This is a genomic window from Geitlerinema sp. PCC 9228, assembly GCF_001870905.1.
Classification (GTDB): Bacteria; Cyanobacteriota; Cyanobacteriia; order Cyanobacteriales; family PCC-9228; genus PCC-9228.
Genome location: NZ_LNDC01000169.1, coordinates 1 through 16,853, shown reverse-complemented (window position 1 = coordinate 16,853; position 16,853 = coordinate 1). Strand labels below are relative to the sequence as shown.

The following is a 16,853-nucleotide window of genomic DNA, read 5'->3' as shown; positions in this document are numbered from 1 at the left end:
ACGAAGAAACAACCAGAACCCATTTTCCCCCATCCCAAAACTGGGGATTTACGCTTGGTGGAGGGCATCGTGAGCGAATACCAGCACACCGAAAGTGCCATTGAAAGTCACAACCAGACCGTTTACCAGCGCCTGCAACTTGCCCTAAACTTAAGGTTGCGCCGCCAACTTTTTATCGCCGTGTGCGACGACCCCCAACAACAACATATTTTCGCAGCACGCTTGCATGCCGAGCTCAACCAGCAACCTCTCGCTTTTGCTGTCGGCGGCCCTGACAACAGTAACCACGCAACCAACGGCACTTCTACTTCACCCACCGCCAGTCATTTTCCCACACAACCGCCCTATCCCCACTGGGTAAGCTTGAAGTTAAACCTCAAACGCCCTTGCCCCATCGCTCAAATCGAACGCTGGTTGCGCAAACATCCCCCGCCAGCCCTTCCCGCACCGGGATTTCAAGTTTTGGGAATAGAACAGCTCACTCGCCAACCAGCCACGCGACAGTGGCGTTTCCTGGAAAGCATCCGCCAGTTGAATTTAGGGCGCTTGCCAGCAGAAGCCAGCGTCTTGCTTTGGTTGTCTCCCCCTTGGTTTCGCACCCTTGGGGGTATTGAGGAATTTTGGCACGCCTGTACGGGAATCTTCGAGTTTAACAGCCATCCCCCCAGCGATCGCGACTTCGAGTTCGTCGAGGAAAAGCAACCATCCTCACCCACCGACCTAGCCGAAAAAATCGAAATCTTATTTCCCCAATCCCCGAATCCATCTCCTACCACTACCACCTCCCCCTTAAAAAACGTTCCCACCCAACTGTTAGAACAGGTCAAATCCGTCGCCCCAGAATCAGTCCTCGCCTTACTCCCCACCGACCTACAAACCGCCATTTCCCAATACGAACCCCTCCAGTATCTCTACGAAATCAACCAACTTCACGAAAGCGGTGCCACAGGAGCCGAAAAAGCCCATGCCTACTTAAAAGTCGGCGACTTTTACCGCAGCCATCTAGAAAACTCAGACCCCTCTGCTGCCCCATACACCGAAATCGTACTGCTGGCCTACACCCAAGCTTGGACGTTGCTTCCTAGTTACGCACCGCGCTACTGGGTTCTCGCCAATGACATCGGTACTCTCTACTGGAGGCTGGCACGTACCACCACTGCTAGGGAAACCAAAATCGCCTACCTCCAACAGGCAGTTAATTTTTTCACCACAGCCACCACCATCATCCCAACCACCGAATCCTCCGATACCTGGTACATGGTACAAAGCAACTTGGGGGCCATCTACGGGGAGTTGGGACAAACTTGCCAAAGTGCCGAATACTGGCAGCAAGCCATTGATGCCTACGAACAAGCCCAGCAAGTTGGTCTTCTTGCCGCAGGCACAGACAGCGAAGATGCCCAGAAACAGCAAGCGCGCCTGCAATGGGCAACGACGCAAAATAATTTGGGTACTGCCTACTGGCATTTTGCTCAGTATCGCGATCCGGTTGATTGCCTGTGCCAAGCGATCGCAGCTTACCAACAGGCATTGCAGGTCTATACTCCCGACACCGAACCCCTGCACTATGCCATGCTGCAAAACAATCTCGGCACGGCTTACTGGAACCTTGCCCAATACGAAAAGCCAGAAGACAATCTGCTGCTAGCAGTCAGCGCCTATCGCCGAGCGCTCAACCACCGCACCCGGGATACAGTTCCCCACCAATGCGCCGCCACGCAAAACAATCTCGGCACGGCTTACTGGCATTTAGCCTATCGGGAAAGCTCCCATACCCTCTCTGTTGCAGAATACTGGCAGCAAGCGATCGCGGCTTACGAAGCCACCCTAGAACTGACCTCCCAACTGGCCGATGGCGTTCCCCTCTCCTTTGATATTTTGGCAACCCACAATAATTTAGCTTTGGCGTACTACCAACTACAGGGTTCTACCCACACCCACCTATCTACCGAAACCCAGCAAAATTACTTGCAAAAAGCCTTGTACCACCACCTCCAGGCTTGGCAGGGATACGCGCAGCAACCCGAATTGCGTGCCAGTACCTTCCGATTTTTATTGCAAACTATTCGCGCCTGCCACGAACAATTTGGCGTCGAAGGGCAAAACCAGGCACTCTCGCAAGTCCCTCCCCAGCTGCTACCGGAGATTTTAGCCAATTTGTAGGCACTACCAGATAAAAGGAATGAGTTGCTTGCTCCTTTTCTGGTATTCGAGATAATCTTCGTATTTTTCTTGCAGGGCACGTTCCCTCATTTGTATGCGCTGCCCGTATAAGAGCGCCACCGCTGCCGGTACGAGATAAGCCCACAGGGAACCGGCAATGACGCTAAAGCTCAAGTAGCGCAGCAAATCTCCCAAATAGTTAATGTGGCGGGCTAAGCGCCAAATACCATTGCTGACCAAACCCACACCTTGTTGCTTGGCGGTGAGTTTTTGCACGTCGGCACTGGTGTTGATAAGACTGCCAAAATAGTACAGGGGCAAACCCACAGCGATCGCAGTTAGGGAAATAGGCTCGGGATTGGTAAAGGCAAGAAAGCCAGGCAGGGTATAAAAAATTCCCACAAACAGAAGTACGAACAAAAAGCCTAAGGTATTGATGGGTTCGCCAAAGATGACGCGCCGCCTTTCGGGATAAATCCACTGCTCTAGCAACCACCAAACGCAATATCCTACATGCAGGCACAGATAAATCACTTGACGTACCCCGGCAATGCCAAACGCGATCGCAAAGCCACCTAACAGAAAAATGGTAATTATCTTGGCCAGGTTAATGGCTTGCAGTTGCGTGAATTGGGAAGACTGAGTTGCAGGCGTTTGCACGGCTCGAAGCACTCCAAAAACAACAGAAAAAGCGAAATATTTGTTCGCATTCTAGCGAGGACGTGGGGGGATTTCCACTAGCCATGAAGGTATTGATATTTCTTCTCAATAGATTTTGGCTCGGAAATCGCCCCGATGGGAAAGTGAAATTTTTTTAGCGACTGGGGATTGATTTTCGAGGGGATTTGACTTATTATGTTATGCGTGGTTGTGGTATGTTTGATTTGAAAAAATCGTCTATTCCCATTATCTAAAAATGCCTATTAATAAAATACCATATCTACTGAAGATAGTAGCAGAAAAATTTCACTTTTTTCTTTGATTTCTTCAAAACCAAGCCGGAGTCTTACCACGAGGGAAAAACGCAATTTGTTGGGTCGTGGCTCGCGTGGCTGGTGATTGTTGAAACTAGCAAACAACTCCCGAGCAACCAGCCACCGAAGAATTTGCCCCTGTTAGGAATTGTTGCTTTGCAGATTGGTTTGGGACCGTTGTTGGATTTGCGAGAGGGTTAACGCAGCGCTAAAACTCAATCCATGCTGTGGGTAGAGTTCGCTTCCTCCCTGTTCCCGGTCCACCAAAGCCAAAACGTGGCTCACCCGATAGCCAGCATCTCGCAGTCGTTGTGCTGCTTTTAAAGCCGAACTCCCCGTCGTCACCACATCTTCCAGCACCACGACCGAACTGCCGGTTTCTAGGGAAGGTCCTTCAATATAAGCTTGCGTACCGTGACCTTTGGGTTCTTTACGTACAATTAAACCCGGAATAGGTTGGTTTTCCAAAGCAGAAATAACACTAACGCTGCTCACCAAGGGATCGGCACCCAACGTTAAACCAGCCACAGCTTGCGTTTGCGGGGGGAGCATGGAGAATAACAACCGTCCGACCACCAAAGCTCCCACCGGATGCAGGGTGACTTGCTTGCCATTAATATAGTAGGAACTGCGCTGTCCCGAAGAGAGGGTAAAATCGCCTTCTTGGTAGGCAAGCTGGCAAAATAAATCCAGCAGTTGGGCTTGTAGTTGTTCCTGGTTTGCTGTTGCGAGATGTTGGAGCAATTGGCTGGCTCCTTGGTAGGTGGGTGCATTCATTGCTATAAAAGAAGGGACGACCATCGAACAATATGCTACTAGAAGTTTTCCCAGTTGCACATGGAAAGGTTCTAGGAAGGTCGTTTTGAGATGCAATTTTGGAGATTACGTAGAATGAGCACCTCCGCAAATGGGAAACAGCGATCGCTGGGTTGGTTAAAAAATGTAGCAGCGATCGCAGCAGTAGTTACCACCGGCGTAGGCACAATCGCTCCGATCCCAAGCGCCCAAGCTGACGACGAGTTGCAAACCCTAGAAGAAGCTTTTATGGACGCTTTCTACGAAAACGACAAAAACTTCTACCGCAACCGCAGCGTATTTCGGCAAGTGCAAAACCTATTTTTCACCTACCCCGAGAACGAAATCGCCGCAGACGGTCAAGCCATACACGAACTGTATATGGATGCCATGAGGCAGCAAACCTCCAGCGACCCTACCATTCGGACGCCAGACTTGTACAATCCCTTCGACCGCTCTTTGCTGTCGGACCCCGATTTACAAGGCGTCAATGCTCCTTCCCAAAATCAATTGATCTGGCGGGACCCCGCTCGGTAAAGAATTTGGTAGCTAGGCGAAAATCCAGGGTGCAGGAGTTGAACCTGCCTGAGGCGAATTATGAGTTCGCTGCCTAAACCGCTCGGCCAACCCTGGTCCAGTATTATTTTACCGCAAAAAGGTTTTGCTTTTCCAGAGTCACAAACAGGAAAATTTTTTCCTGCACCCATCACCAGCCACGAAATCAAAAGACTATGAAAATCCATCCTACAGTTGTGCTAACCTTTCTTTTGCTAGCGGTCATGGCAGCAGCTGGAACAGCCAGTGCCAATTGGGGCTTAAAAATCGGTCGAGAAGCGTTAAAAGGCGTTACCCAACCAGATGCTCGTCCGACCAATAGTTTGCCAGGCAATTCCCTAAAAGAACGTTCGCCGGGATCTGTGGTTTTCTTGGAAGAATCGGAAATTATCAAGCAGGTGGAAAAACAAACCCAAGCCGATGCCGGCAGCGCCGATTGATATCCATTAGCATGTACTTTGCAGTTCGCACCCTTTGGCATGAGCGACCCTCACCCACGCGATAAGAAACCAGATCCCGTTCGCTGGGGAACTGCCTCTTTCATGTTACGCATGGCGGTTCCCGCAGTGGTGGTGGTGGCTGCGGTTGGGGGAGGTGCCTCTCCCGATAGCGCCACGCCTCTAGGACAAACCGATGTTTTGTGGCGGGTTCTATCCGTCATTTTGTTAATTGCCCTCAATGCCTTTTTTGTAGCGGCAGAATTTTCCATTGTTTCGGTGCGGCGATCGCGCATCCAGCAGTTAGTGAAAGCTGGCGACGTCCGTGCCAAAACCGTTCAGGATTTGCAGCGGACCATCGACCGACTGCTCTCCACCACCCAACTGGGCATTACCCTGTCGAGTTTGGCTTTGGGATGGATTGGCGAACGGACAGTGGCGGTTTTGGTGGCGCGCGGTTTGATGGAATTTCCGCTGCCGGATACCACCAGCCACGTACTTGCCCATTCCCTGTCGATTCCCATTGGGTTTTTTTTGGTAGCTTACCTGCAAATCGTTTTGGGGGAATTGTGTCCCAAATCAGTGGCCATGCTTTACGCCGAGCAGCTGGCGAAGGTTTTGGGACCCCCCAGTTTAGCGATCGCGCGCTTTTTCAATCCGTTTATTTGGGTTCTCAACCAATCCACCCGCCTGTTGCTGCGCCTACTGGGGATTCGCTATACAGGTGGGGGATGGCACAACCGAGTGACTCCCGAAGAGCTGCAGCTGATTATTGCCACCGAACGAGAGTCCACTGGTCTGGAAGCTGAAGAACGGGAACTGCTCAGCAATGTGTTTAAATTCAGCGATGTTTCGGCGGCAGAAGTGATGGTGCCGCGCACCAATATTATTGCCCTTCCCTGCCAAGCCACCGTGCAGCAATTGTTGCAAGAAGTTGCTGTTTCCGGTCATTCGCGCTATCCAGCCATTGGCGATTCCCTTGACGACGTACGCGGGATTATTGATTTTAAAGAACTGGCAGCTCCCCTGGCGGAGGGGACTTTAGATTTATCCTGCCCCATTGAAAGTTGGATGAAACCAGCACGTTTTGTGCCGGAGTATACTTATCTTAGCGAGCTGTTGCCTTTAATGCAGCGTTTGCGCACCACCTATCCCTCCCACGGCGATCGCCGCCGTACCCATCAAGAAATGGCCATTGTGGTGGATGAATTTGGAGGAACTGCTGGTTTGCTCACCATTGACGATTTGGTGGCGCAAATTATTGGTGGCTCTGATGTGGATAGTAACGAATCCTCCCAAGTACGGATTTTAGACGAGCAGACGTTTTTGGTGCAGGCACAAACCAATCTTGAAGATGTTAACGAAATTTTAAATCTGGATTTTCCGCTGACAGATGAGTACCAAACCTTAGGTGGTTTTACAATCTATCAGTTGCAAAAAATCCCCGCCATCGGCGATACCCTCTGCTATAAAAATTTACAGCTGCGGGTTGTTTCTGCAGAAGGACCGCGCTTGCAAGAAATTGAAATTCAGCGGCTAGAACCACCCCCCAACGAGGAGGTCGATGAGGGGGCAGATTTGTTATCCCAAACCGAAACGGAAGAACCATCGGAATCCCCCCTGGATGTGGATGCTTCCCCCTTGAGTGGAGATAGTTCCGCCGCGGAGAACAACACAACTTCAGAAAAAAATGAAAAAGGCGATCGCATATAGGGGGCAATGCCCCCCAATCCTCCAAAAGGAGCTATGAAATTGGAATTGTTTCTAAAATCGTTTGCCTTTTAACCAATGGTGTATGTCATTTTTTTCTGCTTGTGTTAAAACTCGATCGAGGCGTCTTATTGCACTCGATTAGGGAAAAAAGATTCTCCCGGTTCCATACCCACCTATTCCAGTGGCACCAATGGATTCTGCCGACACTCAAGCCCCTACCGCGCTGGGTTGGCAGCTCTGTATCTCCAGGCATCATAACCGTAGGTTTTTGAGACACTTGCGATCGCTTGGTTGGGAGGAAAGAAGTTCTCCCAACGGCTGCCCCCATCGTCGCAGTCAGCACCCCCGGCTGAAGCACTGGGGCTTCCTGCCTCCAGCTTCAGGCAGCTGACCAGCCCTTCGCCCTTTGGGACTACGTTTTTAGCGTCATGGCACCTACAAATGCTTTCGGTGTTGGTTGCCCTACCGTTAACGGTTAAACGCCCTACCAGGAGTCAGGCCGTGCCGTTAGCTCCACCAGCCCAAAAAACATGGGCGAGGAAAACATGACCCTGTGCCGGGCAGGCGATTCCGGCTAGAACACTGAAAGAGCGGAAACTGCACCTCTTTCCGGTGGAGAAGGCGACTAAAGTCACCGTTCGTTTTTCCTCCCGGCGCTAAAGCGACAGGGCTTGCAAACGTATCGAAGATTTTCCGTGAGGCTCTGGAATCTCAGGGATTGGGGTAAGCCCAGAAACACCGTACTAACTGGCTGAAGAAACCTGTAGTTTTGGAATTATCTTCCATGCAACGAATCTCAGTTTTAGCGCCCGACAACACACCGCTTATGCCCACAAAGCGCACTCGCGCCGAGAAGTGGGCAGAGCAGGGGAAAGCTGAGTGGGTCAAAACCAATCTGCGAATCAAGGCAGTCCGTTTACTGGCAGAGCCAGCAGGGCGAAACACTCAATCCATCGTGGTTGGCGTTGACCCGGGGAAACTCTATTCAGGGATTGCGTTCCAATCTGCTAAAGCCACTTGGTTCCAGGTTCATTTGGAGCTGCCTTCTCCCAAGGTGAGGGAAAGGATGGACAATCGCCGGGTGCTGCGCCGTTGGAGTCGGAGTCGCCGCATCAACCGGAAGGTGCCGTTCAATAAGCTCAATCACCGCGAAAAGCGGTTTGATAACCGCAGGCAAAAGAAAGTACCTCCCAGCATCAAAGCCAGCCGAGAGCTTGAATTTCGGGTAGTCAAGGAACTGTCTAAACTGTTCCCTATTGTGGCTATCGGTTACGAGAAAGTTCGCGCCGACGTGGACTTAACCTCACAGCGAAAGGGTGCCCGTTCACCGAAAGGGTTCAGCCCGGTCATGGTAGGGCAAGCCTACGCCATGGAGCGGAGGGGCCAAATTGCGCCCGTCTACACCCGTCATGGATACGCCAAAGACGGCAACGGCACATCTCAGCTCCGAAATGCTCTGGGACTCATCAAGTCTAAGGAAAAATCAGAGCAGACTCCGCCAACCCACGCGGTTGACGGCATCGCCCTGGCCTGTGGCTACTTGGTTCAGTACCGTCCGTTCCAGCAGGGTCGAAATCACGGCCCCACCTGGAAGGGCCAGGTCAACATCACGTCGGCACCGTTCGTCGTGATTAAGCGTCCCCCCATTTCCCGCCGCCAACGCCACTTAATCGTTCCCGGCAAGAACGGCCTACGCCGTAAATATGGCGGAACCGTTACCTGGCATGGATTTCGGAAAGGGGATTTGGTCGTCGCTGAGATGGCAGCAGGCCGAGTGTCGGTGGGCTATGTAAGTAGCGACACGGCACGCCATGGATCGGTTTCTGATTTCAATTGGAAGCGAATTGGCCAATTCACTGCTTCCAAGGTTCAACTTCTCGATCGCGCAACGGCGGCATTCTGGTCGCTCGCCCCAAGAGATTGTTCGTCAGCGGGGCATCGAACCCCGCCGCCTAACGTTCCCATCCCTCCCTCACCTGCTGCGCGAGGTAGGGGAGGGATAGGAGGTTTCTGATGAATCGTACATTTTTGGTGAAAAAAGCTACAATCATAAAGGTCTGACCTATGGTAGTCCATAGTTCCATTCCCAGTTTCGGAAAGGACTGCTAGGTATTGAGGTGGACAAAAAAATCATCCCATTGACACCAAATGTCCTCCCATTTGTATATTCCCCAAACGGACAATGACATGGCTACGTCTAGCCCGTAGCCCCCACAATGGCTGTACGGTCCGGGTGCAGCTTTTGGGAAAAGCAAAACGATCGTTGTTCGGTTTCGCAGTTGAAGTTTAAGAAGGAGCATGAGGAACGCGGCATGAACCAGACAAATAACGTACTCGCAACCATCGATCGGACTGAGTTTGAGTCAGTCGAACCTCTCGAACAAGAATTGCAAATCTTAGAGAACGAGGCAGAGGAAGACCCAAGTTCCGTATCCAAAGAAACCTTGGAAGCAGCTGGCAATGCTTTGTTAGAGGGTCGGACCGATCTCGAGAACGAAAAGTCTGGCAAAGTTGCTTCATCTCGCAGCGAGGATGGCGATAAGAAAAAACACTATACCGAAGATTCCATTCGCTTGTACCTACAAGAGATCGGTAGAACCCGACTGCTGCGGGCTGACGAGGAAATCGAACTGGCACGTCAGATTTCCGACTTGTTGGCTTTAGAACGCATTCGCGAATATATGGGCGCTGGTTTGGGGCGCAACCCCAAACATGTGGAATGGGCAGAGGTGGTTCGCCTGCAAGAGTTGGGATTGGAAGACAAGGTCAACGCCCTGTTGGTGGCGATCGCGCAGTTGGGTCAAGCCACCCTCCAAAACCGTCTCTGTTTGGGGGTTCTAGCGGCAAATTCTGCTTTAGATTCCCTGCTAGCAGCAGCGCAAGAAACCAGCCTGACCCTAACCAAAAGCTGGGAAGACCACATTCAAACCTATACCTCCAAATTCCGCCGGCGCTTGCATATCGGGCGGCGTGCCAAAGATAAAATGGTACAGTCCAACTTGCGTCTGGTGGTCTCCATTGCCAAAAAATACATGAATCGCGGTCTGTCTTTCCAAGACTTAATTCAAGAAGGCAGTTTGGGACTCATTCGTGCCGCCGAAAAATTCGACCACGAAAAAGGATATAAGTTTTCCACTTATGCAACTTGGTGGATTCGCCAGGCCATCACCCGAGCGATCGCCGATCAATCCCGCACCATTCGTCTGCCCGTTCACTTGTACGAAACCATTTCTCGTATCAAGAAAACCACCAAACTTCTTTCTCAAGAAATGGGGCGCAAGCCAACTGAGGAAGAAATTGCCATGCGCATGGAAATGACCATTGAGAAATTGCGCTTTATTGCCAAGTCGGCGCAGCTCCCCATTTCCCTAGAAACGCCCATTGGCAAAGAAGAAGATTCCCGGTTGGGAGACTTCATCGAATCCGACGGAGAAACCCCCGAAGACGAAGTCTCCAAAGATTTGCTGCGCGAAGATCTAGAATGCGTTCTCGATACCCTCAGCCCCCGGGAACGGGATGTCCTGCGCTTGCGCTATGGTTTGGACGATGGTCGCATGAAAACCCTAGAAGAAATCGGGCAAACCTTTAACGTCACCCGCGAGCGCATCCGCCAAATCGAAGCCAAGGCATTGCGCAAACTTCGCCATCCCAATCGCAACAGCATCTTAAAAGAGTACATCCGCTAGGTTGGTAGGCAGCGTTTGCCAACGCTGTGCTCACCACATTTCTATCCCAAGACAACCCATCGATTTTCCTGAAAATTGAAAGCCAAGCAACCATTCGTCCATCTCTGAATGGTTATTTGTGCAAAAAAAGCTGGGAGCCTCGCCAAAAACTCCCAGCTATCCGTTTTCAGGAAAACCACAGGTTTCAAAAAGAAGAAAGGAAGGAATAGCAGCCAAGGAACCATTTTGTGGGTAATAGCTGTACAAAATGGGCACTCCTGGCTGAGGTAACTTCTACATAACGCCCAAGAAATGGAGAACGCCTTGACCGGTAATCAGTTCTACAGCTAGAGCGGAAATGAAGCCAATCATAGCCAAACGTCCGTTCCAATTTTCAGCACCGGCGGTAAAGCCCCAGTTCCAGGCGTTGCGATTGGTGTTGTCTTCCATAATGTCCCCCTACATATAATTTTTCTAAAGTTCTGTTAATTAATGTAACGAAAATTGGCGCAGGTGACAACCTATTTTGCCAACTTTATCGTTGGAAATTAGACAAGCAACCAGCGCGAGGAACCAACACCATGCGAACTCAAGACCCCAAGCAACAGAGTACTGATTTCTCCCCAGCCAACGGCGACGGCAACGAGACAGCACCGGAAAAACGCTATGCCTGCGTCCGCCGCACTACCAAAGAAACCGATGTCACCGCCAGCATTGCCCTCGACGGTAGGGGGAACTGTACTGTAGATACTGGCATCCCCTTTTTGGACCACATGCTGCACCAACTGGCTTCCCACGGGTTGTTTGACCTGGACGTACGCGCCCAAGGAGACACCGAAATTGACGACCACCACACCAACGAGGATGTGGGCATTGCATTGGGACAGGCTTTGTGGCAGGCTCTCGGCGATCGCCAAGGCATCGTCCGTTTCGGTCATTTTCTCGCCCCTTTAGACGAAGCTTTGGTCCAAGTATCCCTCGATTTATCCGGACGCGCCCACGTAAGCTACGGTTTGACCATTCCCACCCAGCGGGTTGGTACCTACGACACCCAACTGGTGCGCGAATTTTTCATCGCGATCGCCCACAATAGCCTCATGACCCTGCACCTACGCCAGCTAGACGGCATCAACTCCCACCATATTATCGAAGCCACCTTCAAAGCCTTTGCCCGTTCCTTGCGCATGGCCGTAGAAATCGACCCGAGACGGGCCGATATTATCCCCAGTTCTAAAGGCGTTTTGTAGATTCTGTTTGTCCCCCTCCCGCCCATGTACATTTACCTGCACGGATTTGCCTCTGGTCCTCAATCGCGCAAAGCCCGCTACCTAAGCGATCGCTTTGCCGATTGGGGATACCCCCTCACCATCCCCGACCTCAACCAAGGAGATTTCTACCACCTCACCCTCACCCGCCAACTACAACAAGTTGCTGCTCTCCTGCCGCAGTCCCCTCAAACCGCCACCCTCATTGGTTCAAGTTTCGGCGGTCTTACAGCCGCTTGGCTAGCCGAAAAATACCCGCAAGTGCGTCAAATTATCCTCCTCGCCCCCGCCTTTCAATTTTTAGATTGCTGGCTGCCCACCTTATCACCAAAAGACCGACACACTTGGCAAACAGAAGGGAAACTTTCCGTCTACCACCACGCCTACCAACAACCCCTTCCGCTCCATCACCGCTTTCTCACGGATTTGCGTTCATACCGCGAATCCCAACTGCAACGTCCAGTTCCCACCCTATTGCTGCACGGTCGCCACGACGAAGTCATTTCCATAGAAGTCAGCCGCCAATTTGCCAAAACCCGTTCTTGGGTCACCCTTCAAGAACTAGACAGCGACCATGCCTTAGTAAACGTTCTGCCAGAAATTTGGCAAGCCACTCGCGAATTTTGCCAGCGACAAGCCCCATCCCAGCCTAATATCTGTTAAAAAAAACAAAAAAGGAGTATCCCATACAGATACTCCCCTGCCTATCTTCTAAGTACCCCTTCTTTAGTTGTTTTAGCGGGAAGAACAGACCATTTGTTTTTGTTCTTCTTCTAAGGCTTTCACCAACATTTCGTCACCTCTTTCCCGCGCTACTTGCAGGCGATGTTCCAAACGGCGACAGATGTTTTCGTGGTGGAGCTTCGCCATATCTTCTAGCAAAGCAACAGAAGGAGCGTTGGCGGCTGTTTTTTTCGGTTGCCGGGGTTGGTCCTGTACGGGAACAGCTTTCCCCGTGGCCTCCGTACCGTAAGCAACCCCACGATATTTGAGACTGCTTTTCGGTTCCATGGTGGGCATATGTCGGGGATAGCGGAGTTTCCAAGCTTGTCCTCTATATTTTCCTCCCATTTGTCCTTCTTCCATGTCTAAAGTGGGAGGTTCGTAATCGTAGCTGATACCGCGATAGGTGAGTTTCATAACCAATTATCCTAATTTCTACACAAACAACAAATACGTAAACTGATGGCGCTAAAAAGCTTTTTAAATCCAGCTTCTGTGCTATCCAGGCCGAAAAGAGCATTTCGCTACGTTGGCAACACTTACCCGCACGAAATGCTTCCAGACCCGATTTATTCCTTACCTCAATACTAGCGAAGTTTCAGAAGAATAGCAATTATTTCTGTATAAAATTTTACATCAATGGTAATTTTTAGATTTTCGGTTTTCGGAAGTTGGGGGGATGCTTGGGTGCTTGGGTGCTCGAACAGTACAATATTTTTCTCGATGCCCTTGTTTCTCCCTCTTCTTTGCTGCCCAAACCATCAAAAAAAACAATCGACAGAACCATGACTCAGGTATCCTTTGAGGCTTTAATTACAGGTGTCAACGCCGGCAATTTGATTAGCTTTCCCACCGATACCGTACCGGCTTTGGCCGCTAGACCCGATCGCGCCGAGTCAGTTTACGCGGCCAAGCAACGCAGTTACGAGAAACCTTTGGTGTTGATGGGTGCCACTTTTAACAGTCTTCTGCCTTACGTTCGGGGAACCGAACAAGAATTTCAAATTTGGCAGGCGATCGCGGAAAAATATTTACCGGGGCAACTCACATTGGTATTACCGGCTTCGGCTTCCGTACCGCCGCAAATGAACCCACAAAACCCCACCACCATTGGTCTGCGAGTTCCTGACTGCCAGGTAGCGGTGGACCTGCTCAGCGCCACGGGCCCCCTGGCAACGACCAGCATCAACCGCAGCGGCGAACCACCTTTGACTTCATTAGAAGAAATTATGCAAGCCTTTCCCCAGGTTTTGGTGCCGCCGACGCCGCTTTGGAAGCAAGCTCAAGGTGCCAGCAAACAGCCTTCTACTGTGGTAGTCTGGCGCCAGGGTAGCTGGGAAGTGTTGCGCCAAGGCGCGATCGCATTTGCACCTTGACAAGCGCCTCGAAAAACAGGAATAAAGAACAAAGGATTCTTTTTATGGACAAGTTCAGCAAGCAGGAATTTTATTGTGGTATGGAGTAACTGGTTATTTTTAGCCGCGGGTGCGGGCCTTGGTATTGCCGGCAGTTGGTGGTGGCAACATCGCTTTTCCAAACGCCGTAAGAAAAACAATGGCAGGCATCGTTCCCCATCCACCGAAGATACGGCAGCTACCTGGCAACAGCAGATAGAAACCCTCTCGCAACAGCTGCGCCAAGCTCAATGGAACTGCGAAACCGCCTGGCAAATGAGCCAATTTAAGGGGGGATTTTTGGCACGGGTTTCCCACGAACTGCGATCGCCGTTAAACCGACTCATCGGTGCCCATCAGTTGGTGTTGGAGGGATTGTGCGAAGACCCCCAAGAAGAACGTGAGTTTCTCGAACAAGCCCATCAATCGGCAGTTCGTATGGTGGAAATGTTGGATGAGTTGCTGCAGGTAGCCAGAAGCGAATACGGTCGAGATCCGCTCAAGTTAGAATCTTTGGCCGTAGCGGATGCGTTCGGGCAATTGTATCAATTCACCCATTTACAGGCAAAAAATAGCAATATTCGCCTACAGGTACCGGACGATCCCCCCGATTTGTATGTTGTGGCCGATCGCACCCGTCTGACCCAAGTTTTGGTGAATTTGGTGGATCCGACCATCCGCCATATGACAGAAGGGGAAATTCACCTGCGAACTATTCCCGATAGCAGCCAGGAGCAAGTCGCGATCGCCATCGAAATCACACCTCCCATTGAGGCTTGGAGCGAATCCGTCCATCGCTTTCACCTGGAACCGCCCGCAGAAATGCCCGAAAAAAGCCAGTACATCACCGGCGACCGCCCCAATTTATCCTCGCAGGTCAAAGTTTGGATTTCCCAAAGCTTGCTAGAGTTAATGGGAGGTAGTTTGCAGGCGATCGCCGATCCGCAAAATCCCACCCACATCAGCCAGCTTCAATGTTGGCTGAAGAAGGGGACTCCCCAATCTGCATCTGAGTAGTCCAAGCGTGGGCATGCAAGACCATGGTGGTAGTGGAATTTTCTTCAAAACCAATACGCTGGTAAAACGGCTGTTGGTAGGTGGTCATTAAGTAAATCCGTTCTACTCGCGACAGGTGGGGGTGGCTGATAATGGTTTCCACCAATTTTTGTCCCAACCCCCATCCTTGGTATTCCGGATGGATAACCACATCCCAAATGCAAGCGCGATAGACACCATCGGAAGTGGCACGAGCAAACCCAATCAAACGATTTTCATCCCAAACTGTAACTACGGGATAGCTATGGGCGATCGCAATTTCTAAATCTTGAATTTGGCGATCGCGTGCCCAAAATGCTGTTTGGTCGAGCAAAGATTTCAACTGCGTACAATCTACTTTGGATTTGCATGTTTCAAATTGAATGTGGCTGCAATCCATAATTTTCAAACTCCTGAAAAATCCTGCGCGAAGCGTTGGGTAAGGAAAAATGCAGCCAAAACGCTGTTTCCCTTACCGTCCATCGGGAAAAATTTATACCAATTGGGTTGCTGTCGATATTTGTAGCGATCGCACTTCCGGTTGCCTATCGGACAATCGCCGATTCATAGCTAACAAAAAAATAATTGTCATAAAAAAACATTCCAACTGCTGGTAGATTCTTTGCCCAAAAAACAGCACTGTTGGGAAAATCTTTTTTCGATTCTACTATAAGACTTGGGGAAAATTTCCCCGGACAATGCTCTAATTGTTATTTTTTTCTGACATTCTCACCACCCTTGCCCCACCTTCTACCACCAAGGGATTCCATTGCTAGCCAAAGCAGACGAAAATTGGCGGACACAACCAACACCACCTCCCCAAAAACCAGTTTTATGGCGGTGTCTAGCTATGTCCGCAAATCCTGACATCGCGTCCTTGCGGAATTTTTATTGTTCTGCCAGCCAGCGAGCGGCATCCTTGGCATGATAAGTCAAAATCAAATCGGCACCGGCACGCTTATACGCCGTCAATGTTTCCAAAACCACCTGTTGTTCGTCAATCCAACCATTTAAAGCCGCTGCTTTCACCATGGAATATTCGCCGGAAACATTGTAAGCCGCAACCGGTAAATTGGTAGCTTGTTTCACCTGCCAAATCACATCCATATAAGCCAAAGCCGGCTTCACCATCAGCATATCCGCCCCTTCTTCGATATCCAAAGCAATTTCCTTAAGGGCTTCGCGGCTATTGGCGGGGTCCATTTGATAGGTACGGCGATCGCCCGATTGGGGACTTGATTCCGCCGCATCTCGGAAAGGACCGTAATAAGCAGAAGCATATTTCGCCGCATAGGACAAAATCGGCGTATTTTGAAAACCCGCCTCATCCAAAGCCGAACGAATCGCCTGTACAAACCCATCCATCATCCCGGAAGGAGCAATAATATCCGCACCAGCTTGAGCTTGGGAAACAGCGGTTTTCTTCAGCAACTCTAACGTGGGGTCGTTTAATACCCGACCCACCAAATCCCCTTCCTGTAAATACCCACAGTGACCGTGGCTGGTGTACTCGCACAGACAGGTATCTACTGTTACGATCAGATCGGGGACAGCTTCTTTAACCGCTTGGGTAGCTTTTTGGACGATGCCGCAATCGTGCCAAGCCCCCGTGGCTTCGGTATCTTTCTGTTCGGGAATCCCAAATAAAATAATGCTGGGAATTCCCAAATCGTAAATTTCCTTCGCTTCCGCTACAATTTTGTCAACGGACATTTGATAAACCCCAGGCATGGAAGGGACTTCCTGGGCAATTCCTTCTCCCGGTACGGCAAATAGGGGATAAACCAAGTCATTGGCGGTCACCAAATTTTCCCGCACCATGCGACGCAGGTCGGCAGAGGCACGCAAACGGCGAGGGCGATGAACTGGAAACATAATTAAATTTTTGCCAAACACGTCATTCTCAGAAATACCACAAAGATGGGACCGCAGATCGTACTGGATATAAGTTTGTTTGGTTTCATTCCTTTCAATGAATTTTTGTTGCTATGCCTTGACTCTACAGTGGCGGGAAAGTTTTAGCTTAAAACTATAGATGGAAACGCTATAAGGACTAACCAAATCACTGAACATTAATTGACATCTGTGTTAATTGTGTTCGGTTAGTCCAGTCTTAGCCTCTTAGCGGGCTACG

16 protein-coding genes and 1 tRNA gene are annotated in these 16,853 nt (G+C 50.5%); 10 read left to right on the top strand and 7 right to left on the bottom strand.

Annotated features, from left to right (window positions below):
* Window positions 1-69 precede the first annotated feature (69 nt).
* Window positions 70-2,163, top strand: a complete 2,094-nt coding sequence (locus AS151_RS17730) for a tetratricopeptide repeat protein (RefSeq protein WP_071518399.1) — start codon at window positions 70-72, stop codon at window positions 2,161-2,163.
* 3 nt (window positions 2,164-2,166) lie between these two features.
* Here AS151_RS17730 and AS151_RS17725 read toward each other — a convergent pair whose 3' ends face one another.
* Window positions 2,167-2,823: a DUF1295 domain-containing protein gene (locus AS151_RS17725; protein ID WP_071518398.1), complete on the bottom strand. Its 657-nt coding sequence runs from the start codon at window positions 2,821-2,823 to the stop codon at window positions 2,167-2,169.
* Between the two features lie 455 nt (window positions 2,824-3,278).
* Window positions 3,279-3,914, bottom strand: coding sequence for an orotate phosphoribosyltransferase (gene pyrE / locus AS151_RS17720; protein WP_071518397.1), 636 nt, complete (start codon window positions 3,912-3,914; stop codon window positions 3,279-3,281).
* 114 nt (window positions 3,915-4,028) lie between these two features.
* Here pyrE and AS151_RS17715 point away from each other — a divergent pair, with 114 nt between their 5' ends.
* Window positions 4,029-4,469: a hypothetical protein gene (locus tag AS151_RS17715; protein ID WP_071518396.1), complete on the top strand. Its 441-nt coding sequence runs from the start codon at window positions 4,029-4,031 to the stop codon at window positions 4,467-4,469.
* 23 nt (window positions 4,470-4,492) lie between these two features.
* Here AS151_RS17715 and AS151_RS17710 read toward each other — a convergent pair.
* A tRNA-Ile gene (locus AS151_RS17710) sits at window positions 4,493-4,565 on the bottom strand.
* Window positions 4,566-4,663: 98 nt separating this feature from the next.
* Between AS151_RS17710 and AS151_RS17705 the strand changes: the two genes are divergently transcribed.
* From AS151_RS17705 to rpoD, 4 genes are all read left to right on the top strand, one after another.
* The gene (locus AS151_RS17705) at window positions 4,664-4,927 is read left to right on the top strand and encodes a hypothetical protein (protein ID WP_071518395.1); all 264 of its coding nucleotides are present in this window, start codon (window positions 4,664-4,666) and stop codon (window positions 4,925-4,927) included.
* A gap of 39 nt (window positions 4,928-4,966) precedes the next feature.
* Window positions 4,967-6,637 carry a hemolysin family protein gene (locus AS151_RS17700; RefSeq protein WP_071518394.1) on the top strand — a complete coding sequence of 557 codons (1,671 nt, stop codon included), beginning with the start codon at window positions 4,967-4,969 and terminating at the stop codon, window positions 6,635-6,637.
* A gap of 769 nt (window positions 6,638-7,406) precedes the next feature.
* The gene (locus AS151_RS17695) at window positions 7,407-8,651 is read left to right on the top strand and encodes an RRXRR domain-containing protein (protein ID WP_244533067.1); all 1,245 of its coding nucleotides are present in this window, start codon (window positions 7,407-7,409) and stop codon (window positions 8,649-8,651) included.
* Between the two features lie 298 nt (window positions 8,652-8,949).
* On the top strand, window positions 8,950-10,323 hold the full coding sequence (gene rpoD / locus AS151_RS17690; protein ID WP_084639712.1) for an RNA polymerase sigma factor RpoD: 1,374 nt from the start codon (window positions 8,950-8,952) through the stop codon (window positions 10,321-10,323).
* Window positions 10,324-10,596: 273 nt separating this feature from the next.
* On the opposite strand, the gene AS151_RS17680 is transcribed toward rpoD, so the two are convergent.
* Window positions 10,597-10,752 carry a chlorophyll A-B binding protein gene (locus tag AS151_RS17680; RefSeq protein ID WP_071518391.1) on the bottom strand — a complete coding sequence of 52 codons (156 nt, stop codon included), beginning with the start codon at window positions 10,750-10,752 and terminating at the stop codon, window positions 10,597-10,599.
* A gap of 131 nt (window positions 10,753-10,883) precedes the next feature.
* Between AS151_RS17680 and hisB the strand changes: the two genes are divergently transcribed.
* On the top strand, window positions 10,884-11,549 hold the full coding sequence (gene hisB, locus AS151_RS17675; RefSeq protein WP_071518390.1) for an imidazoleglycerol-phosphate dehydratase HisB: 666 nt from the start codon (window positions 10,884-10,886) through the stop codon (window positions 11,547-11,549).
* A 24-nt stretch (window positions 11,550-11,573) separates the two neighbouring features.
* Entirely contained in the window at window positions 11,574-12,230 is a 657-nt protein-coding gene (locus tag AS151_RS17670; RefSeq protein WP_071518389.1) for a YqiA/YcfP family alpha/beta fold hydrolase, read from the top strand.
* Window positions 12,231-12,302: 72 nt separating this feature from the next.
* Here the strand turns inward: AS151_RS17670 and AS151_RS17665 are convergent, their stop codons facing one another.
* A complete protein-coding gene (locus AS151_RS17665; protein ID WP_071518388.1) occupies window positions 12,303-12,707 on the bottom strand; it encodes a DUF4278 domain-containing protein in 405 nt (134 codons plus the stop codon).
* A 368-nt stretch (window positions 12,708-13,075) separates the two neighbouring features.
* Between AS151_RS17665 and AS151_RS17660 the strand changes: the two genes are divergently transcribed.
* Window positions 13,076-13,666, top strand: a complete 591-nt coding sequence (locus AS151_RS17660; RefSeq protein ID WP_071518412.1) for an L-threonylcarbamoyladenylate synthase — start codon at window positions 13,076-13,078, stop codon at window positions 13,664-13,666.
* A gap of 75 nt (window positions 13,667-13,741) precedes the next feature.
* The gene (locus AS151_RS17655) at window positions 13,742-14,701 is read left to right on the top strand and encodes a HAMP domain-containing sensor histidine kinase (protein WP_071518387.1); all 960 of its coding nucleotides are present in this window, start codon (window positions 13,742-13,744) and stop codon (window positions 14,699-14,701) included.
* On the opposite strand, the gene AS151_RS17650 is transcribed toward AS151_RS17655, so the two are convergent.
* Together AS151_RS17650 and hemB are read right to left on the bottom strand one after the other, a co-directional pair.
* The gene (locus AS151_RS17650) at window positions 14,646-15,119 is read right to left on the bottom strand and encodes a GNAT family N-acetyltransferase (protein ID WP_071518386.1); all 474 of its coding nucleotides are present in this window, start codon (window positions 15,117-15,119) and stop codon (window positions 14,646-14,648) included. The genes AS151_RS17655 and AS151_RS17650 overlap by 56 nt on opposite strands.
* Window positions 15,120-15,607: 488 nt before the next feature.
* Window positions 15,608-16,594 carry a porphobilinogen synthase gene (gene hemB / locus AS151_RS17645; RefSeq protein WP_071518385.1) on the bottom strand — a complete coding sequence of 329 codons (987 nt, stop codon included), beginning with the start codon at window positions 16,592-16,594 and terminating at the stop codon, window positions 15,608-15,610.
* Between the last annotated feature and the right edge of the window lie 259 nt (window positions 16,595-16,853).

What these genes read in the sequence shown, in the direction of transcription:
- AS151_RS17680 (WP_071518391.1), bottom strand. Translation starts at nt 10,752, where the DNA reads ATGGAAGACAACACCAATCGCAACGCCTGGAACTGGGGCTTTACCGCC.
- pyrE (WP_071518397.1), bottom strand. Translation starts at nt 3,914, where the DNA reads ATGAATGCACCCACCTACCAAGGAGCCAGCCAATTGCTCCAACATCTC.
- hisB (WP_071518390.1), top strand. Translation starts at nt 10,884, where the DNA reads ATGCGAACTCAAGACCCCAAGCAACAGAGTACTGATTTCTCCCCAGCC.
- AS151_RS17650 (WP_071518386.1), bottom strand. Translation starts at nt 15,119, where the DNA reads ATGGATTGCAGCCACATTCAATTTGAAACATGCAAATCCAAAGTAGAT.
- AS151_RS17665 (WP_071518388.1), bottom strand. Translation starts at nt 12,707, where the DNA reads ATGAAACTCACCTATCGCGGTATCAGCTACGATTACGAACCTCCCACT.
- AS151_RS17715 (WP_071518396.1), top strand. Translation starts at nt 4,029, where the DNA reads ATGAGCACCTCCGCAAATGGGAAACAGCGATCGCTGGGTTGGTTAAAA.
- AS151_RS17700 (WP_071518394.1), top strand. Translation starts at nt 4,967, where the DNA reads ATGAGCGACCCTCACCCACGCGATAAGAAACCAGATCCCGTTCGCTGG.
- AS151_RS17660 (WP_071518412.1), top strand. Translation starts at nt 13,076, where the DNA reads ATGACTCAGGTATCCTTTGAGGCTTTAATTACAGGTGTCAACGCCGGC.
- hemB (WP_071518385.1), bottom strand. Translation starts at nt 16,594, where the DNA reads ATGTTTCCAGTTCATCGCCCTCGCCGTTTGCGTGCCTCTGCCGACCTG.
- AS151_RS17670 (WP_071518389.1), top strand. Translation starts at nt 11,574, where the DNA reads ATGTACATTTACCTGCACGGATTTGCCTCTGGTCCTCAATCGCGCAAA.
- AS151_RS17705 (WP_071518395.1), top strand. Translation starts at nt 4,664, where the DNA reads ATGAAAATCCATCCTACAGTTGTGCTAACCTTTCTTTTGCTAGCGGTC.
- rpoD (WP_084639712.1), top strand. Translation starts at nt 8,950, where the DNA reads ATGAACCAGACAAATAACGTACTCGCAACCATCGATCGGACTGAGTTT.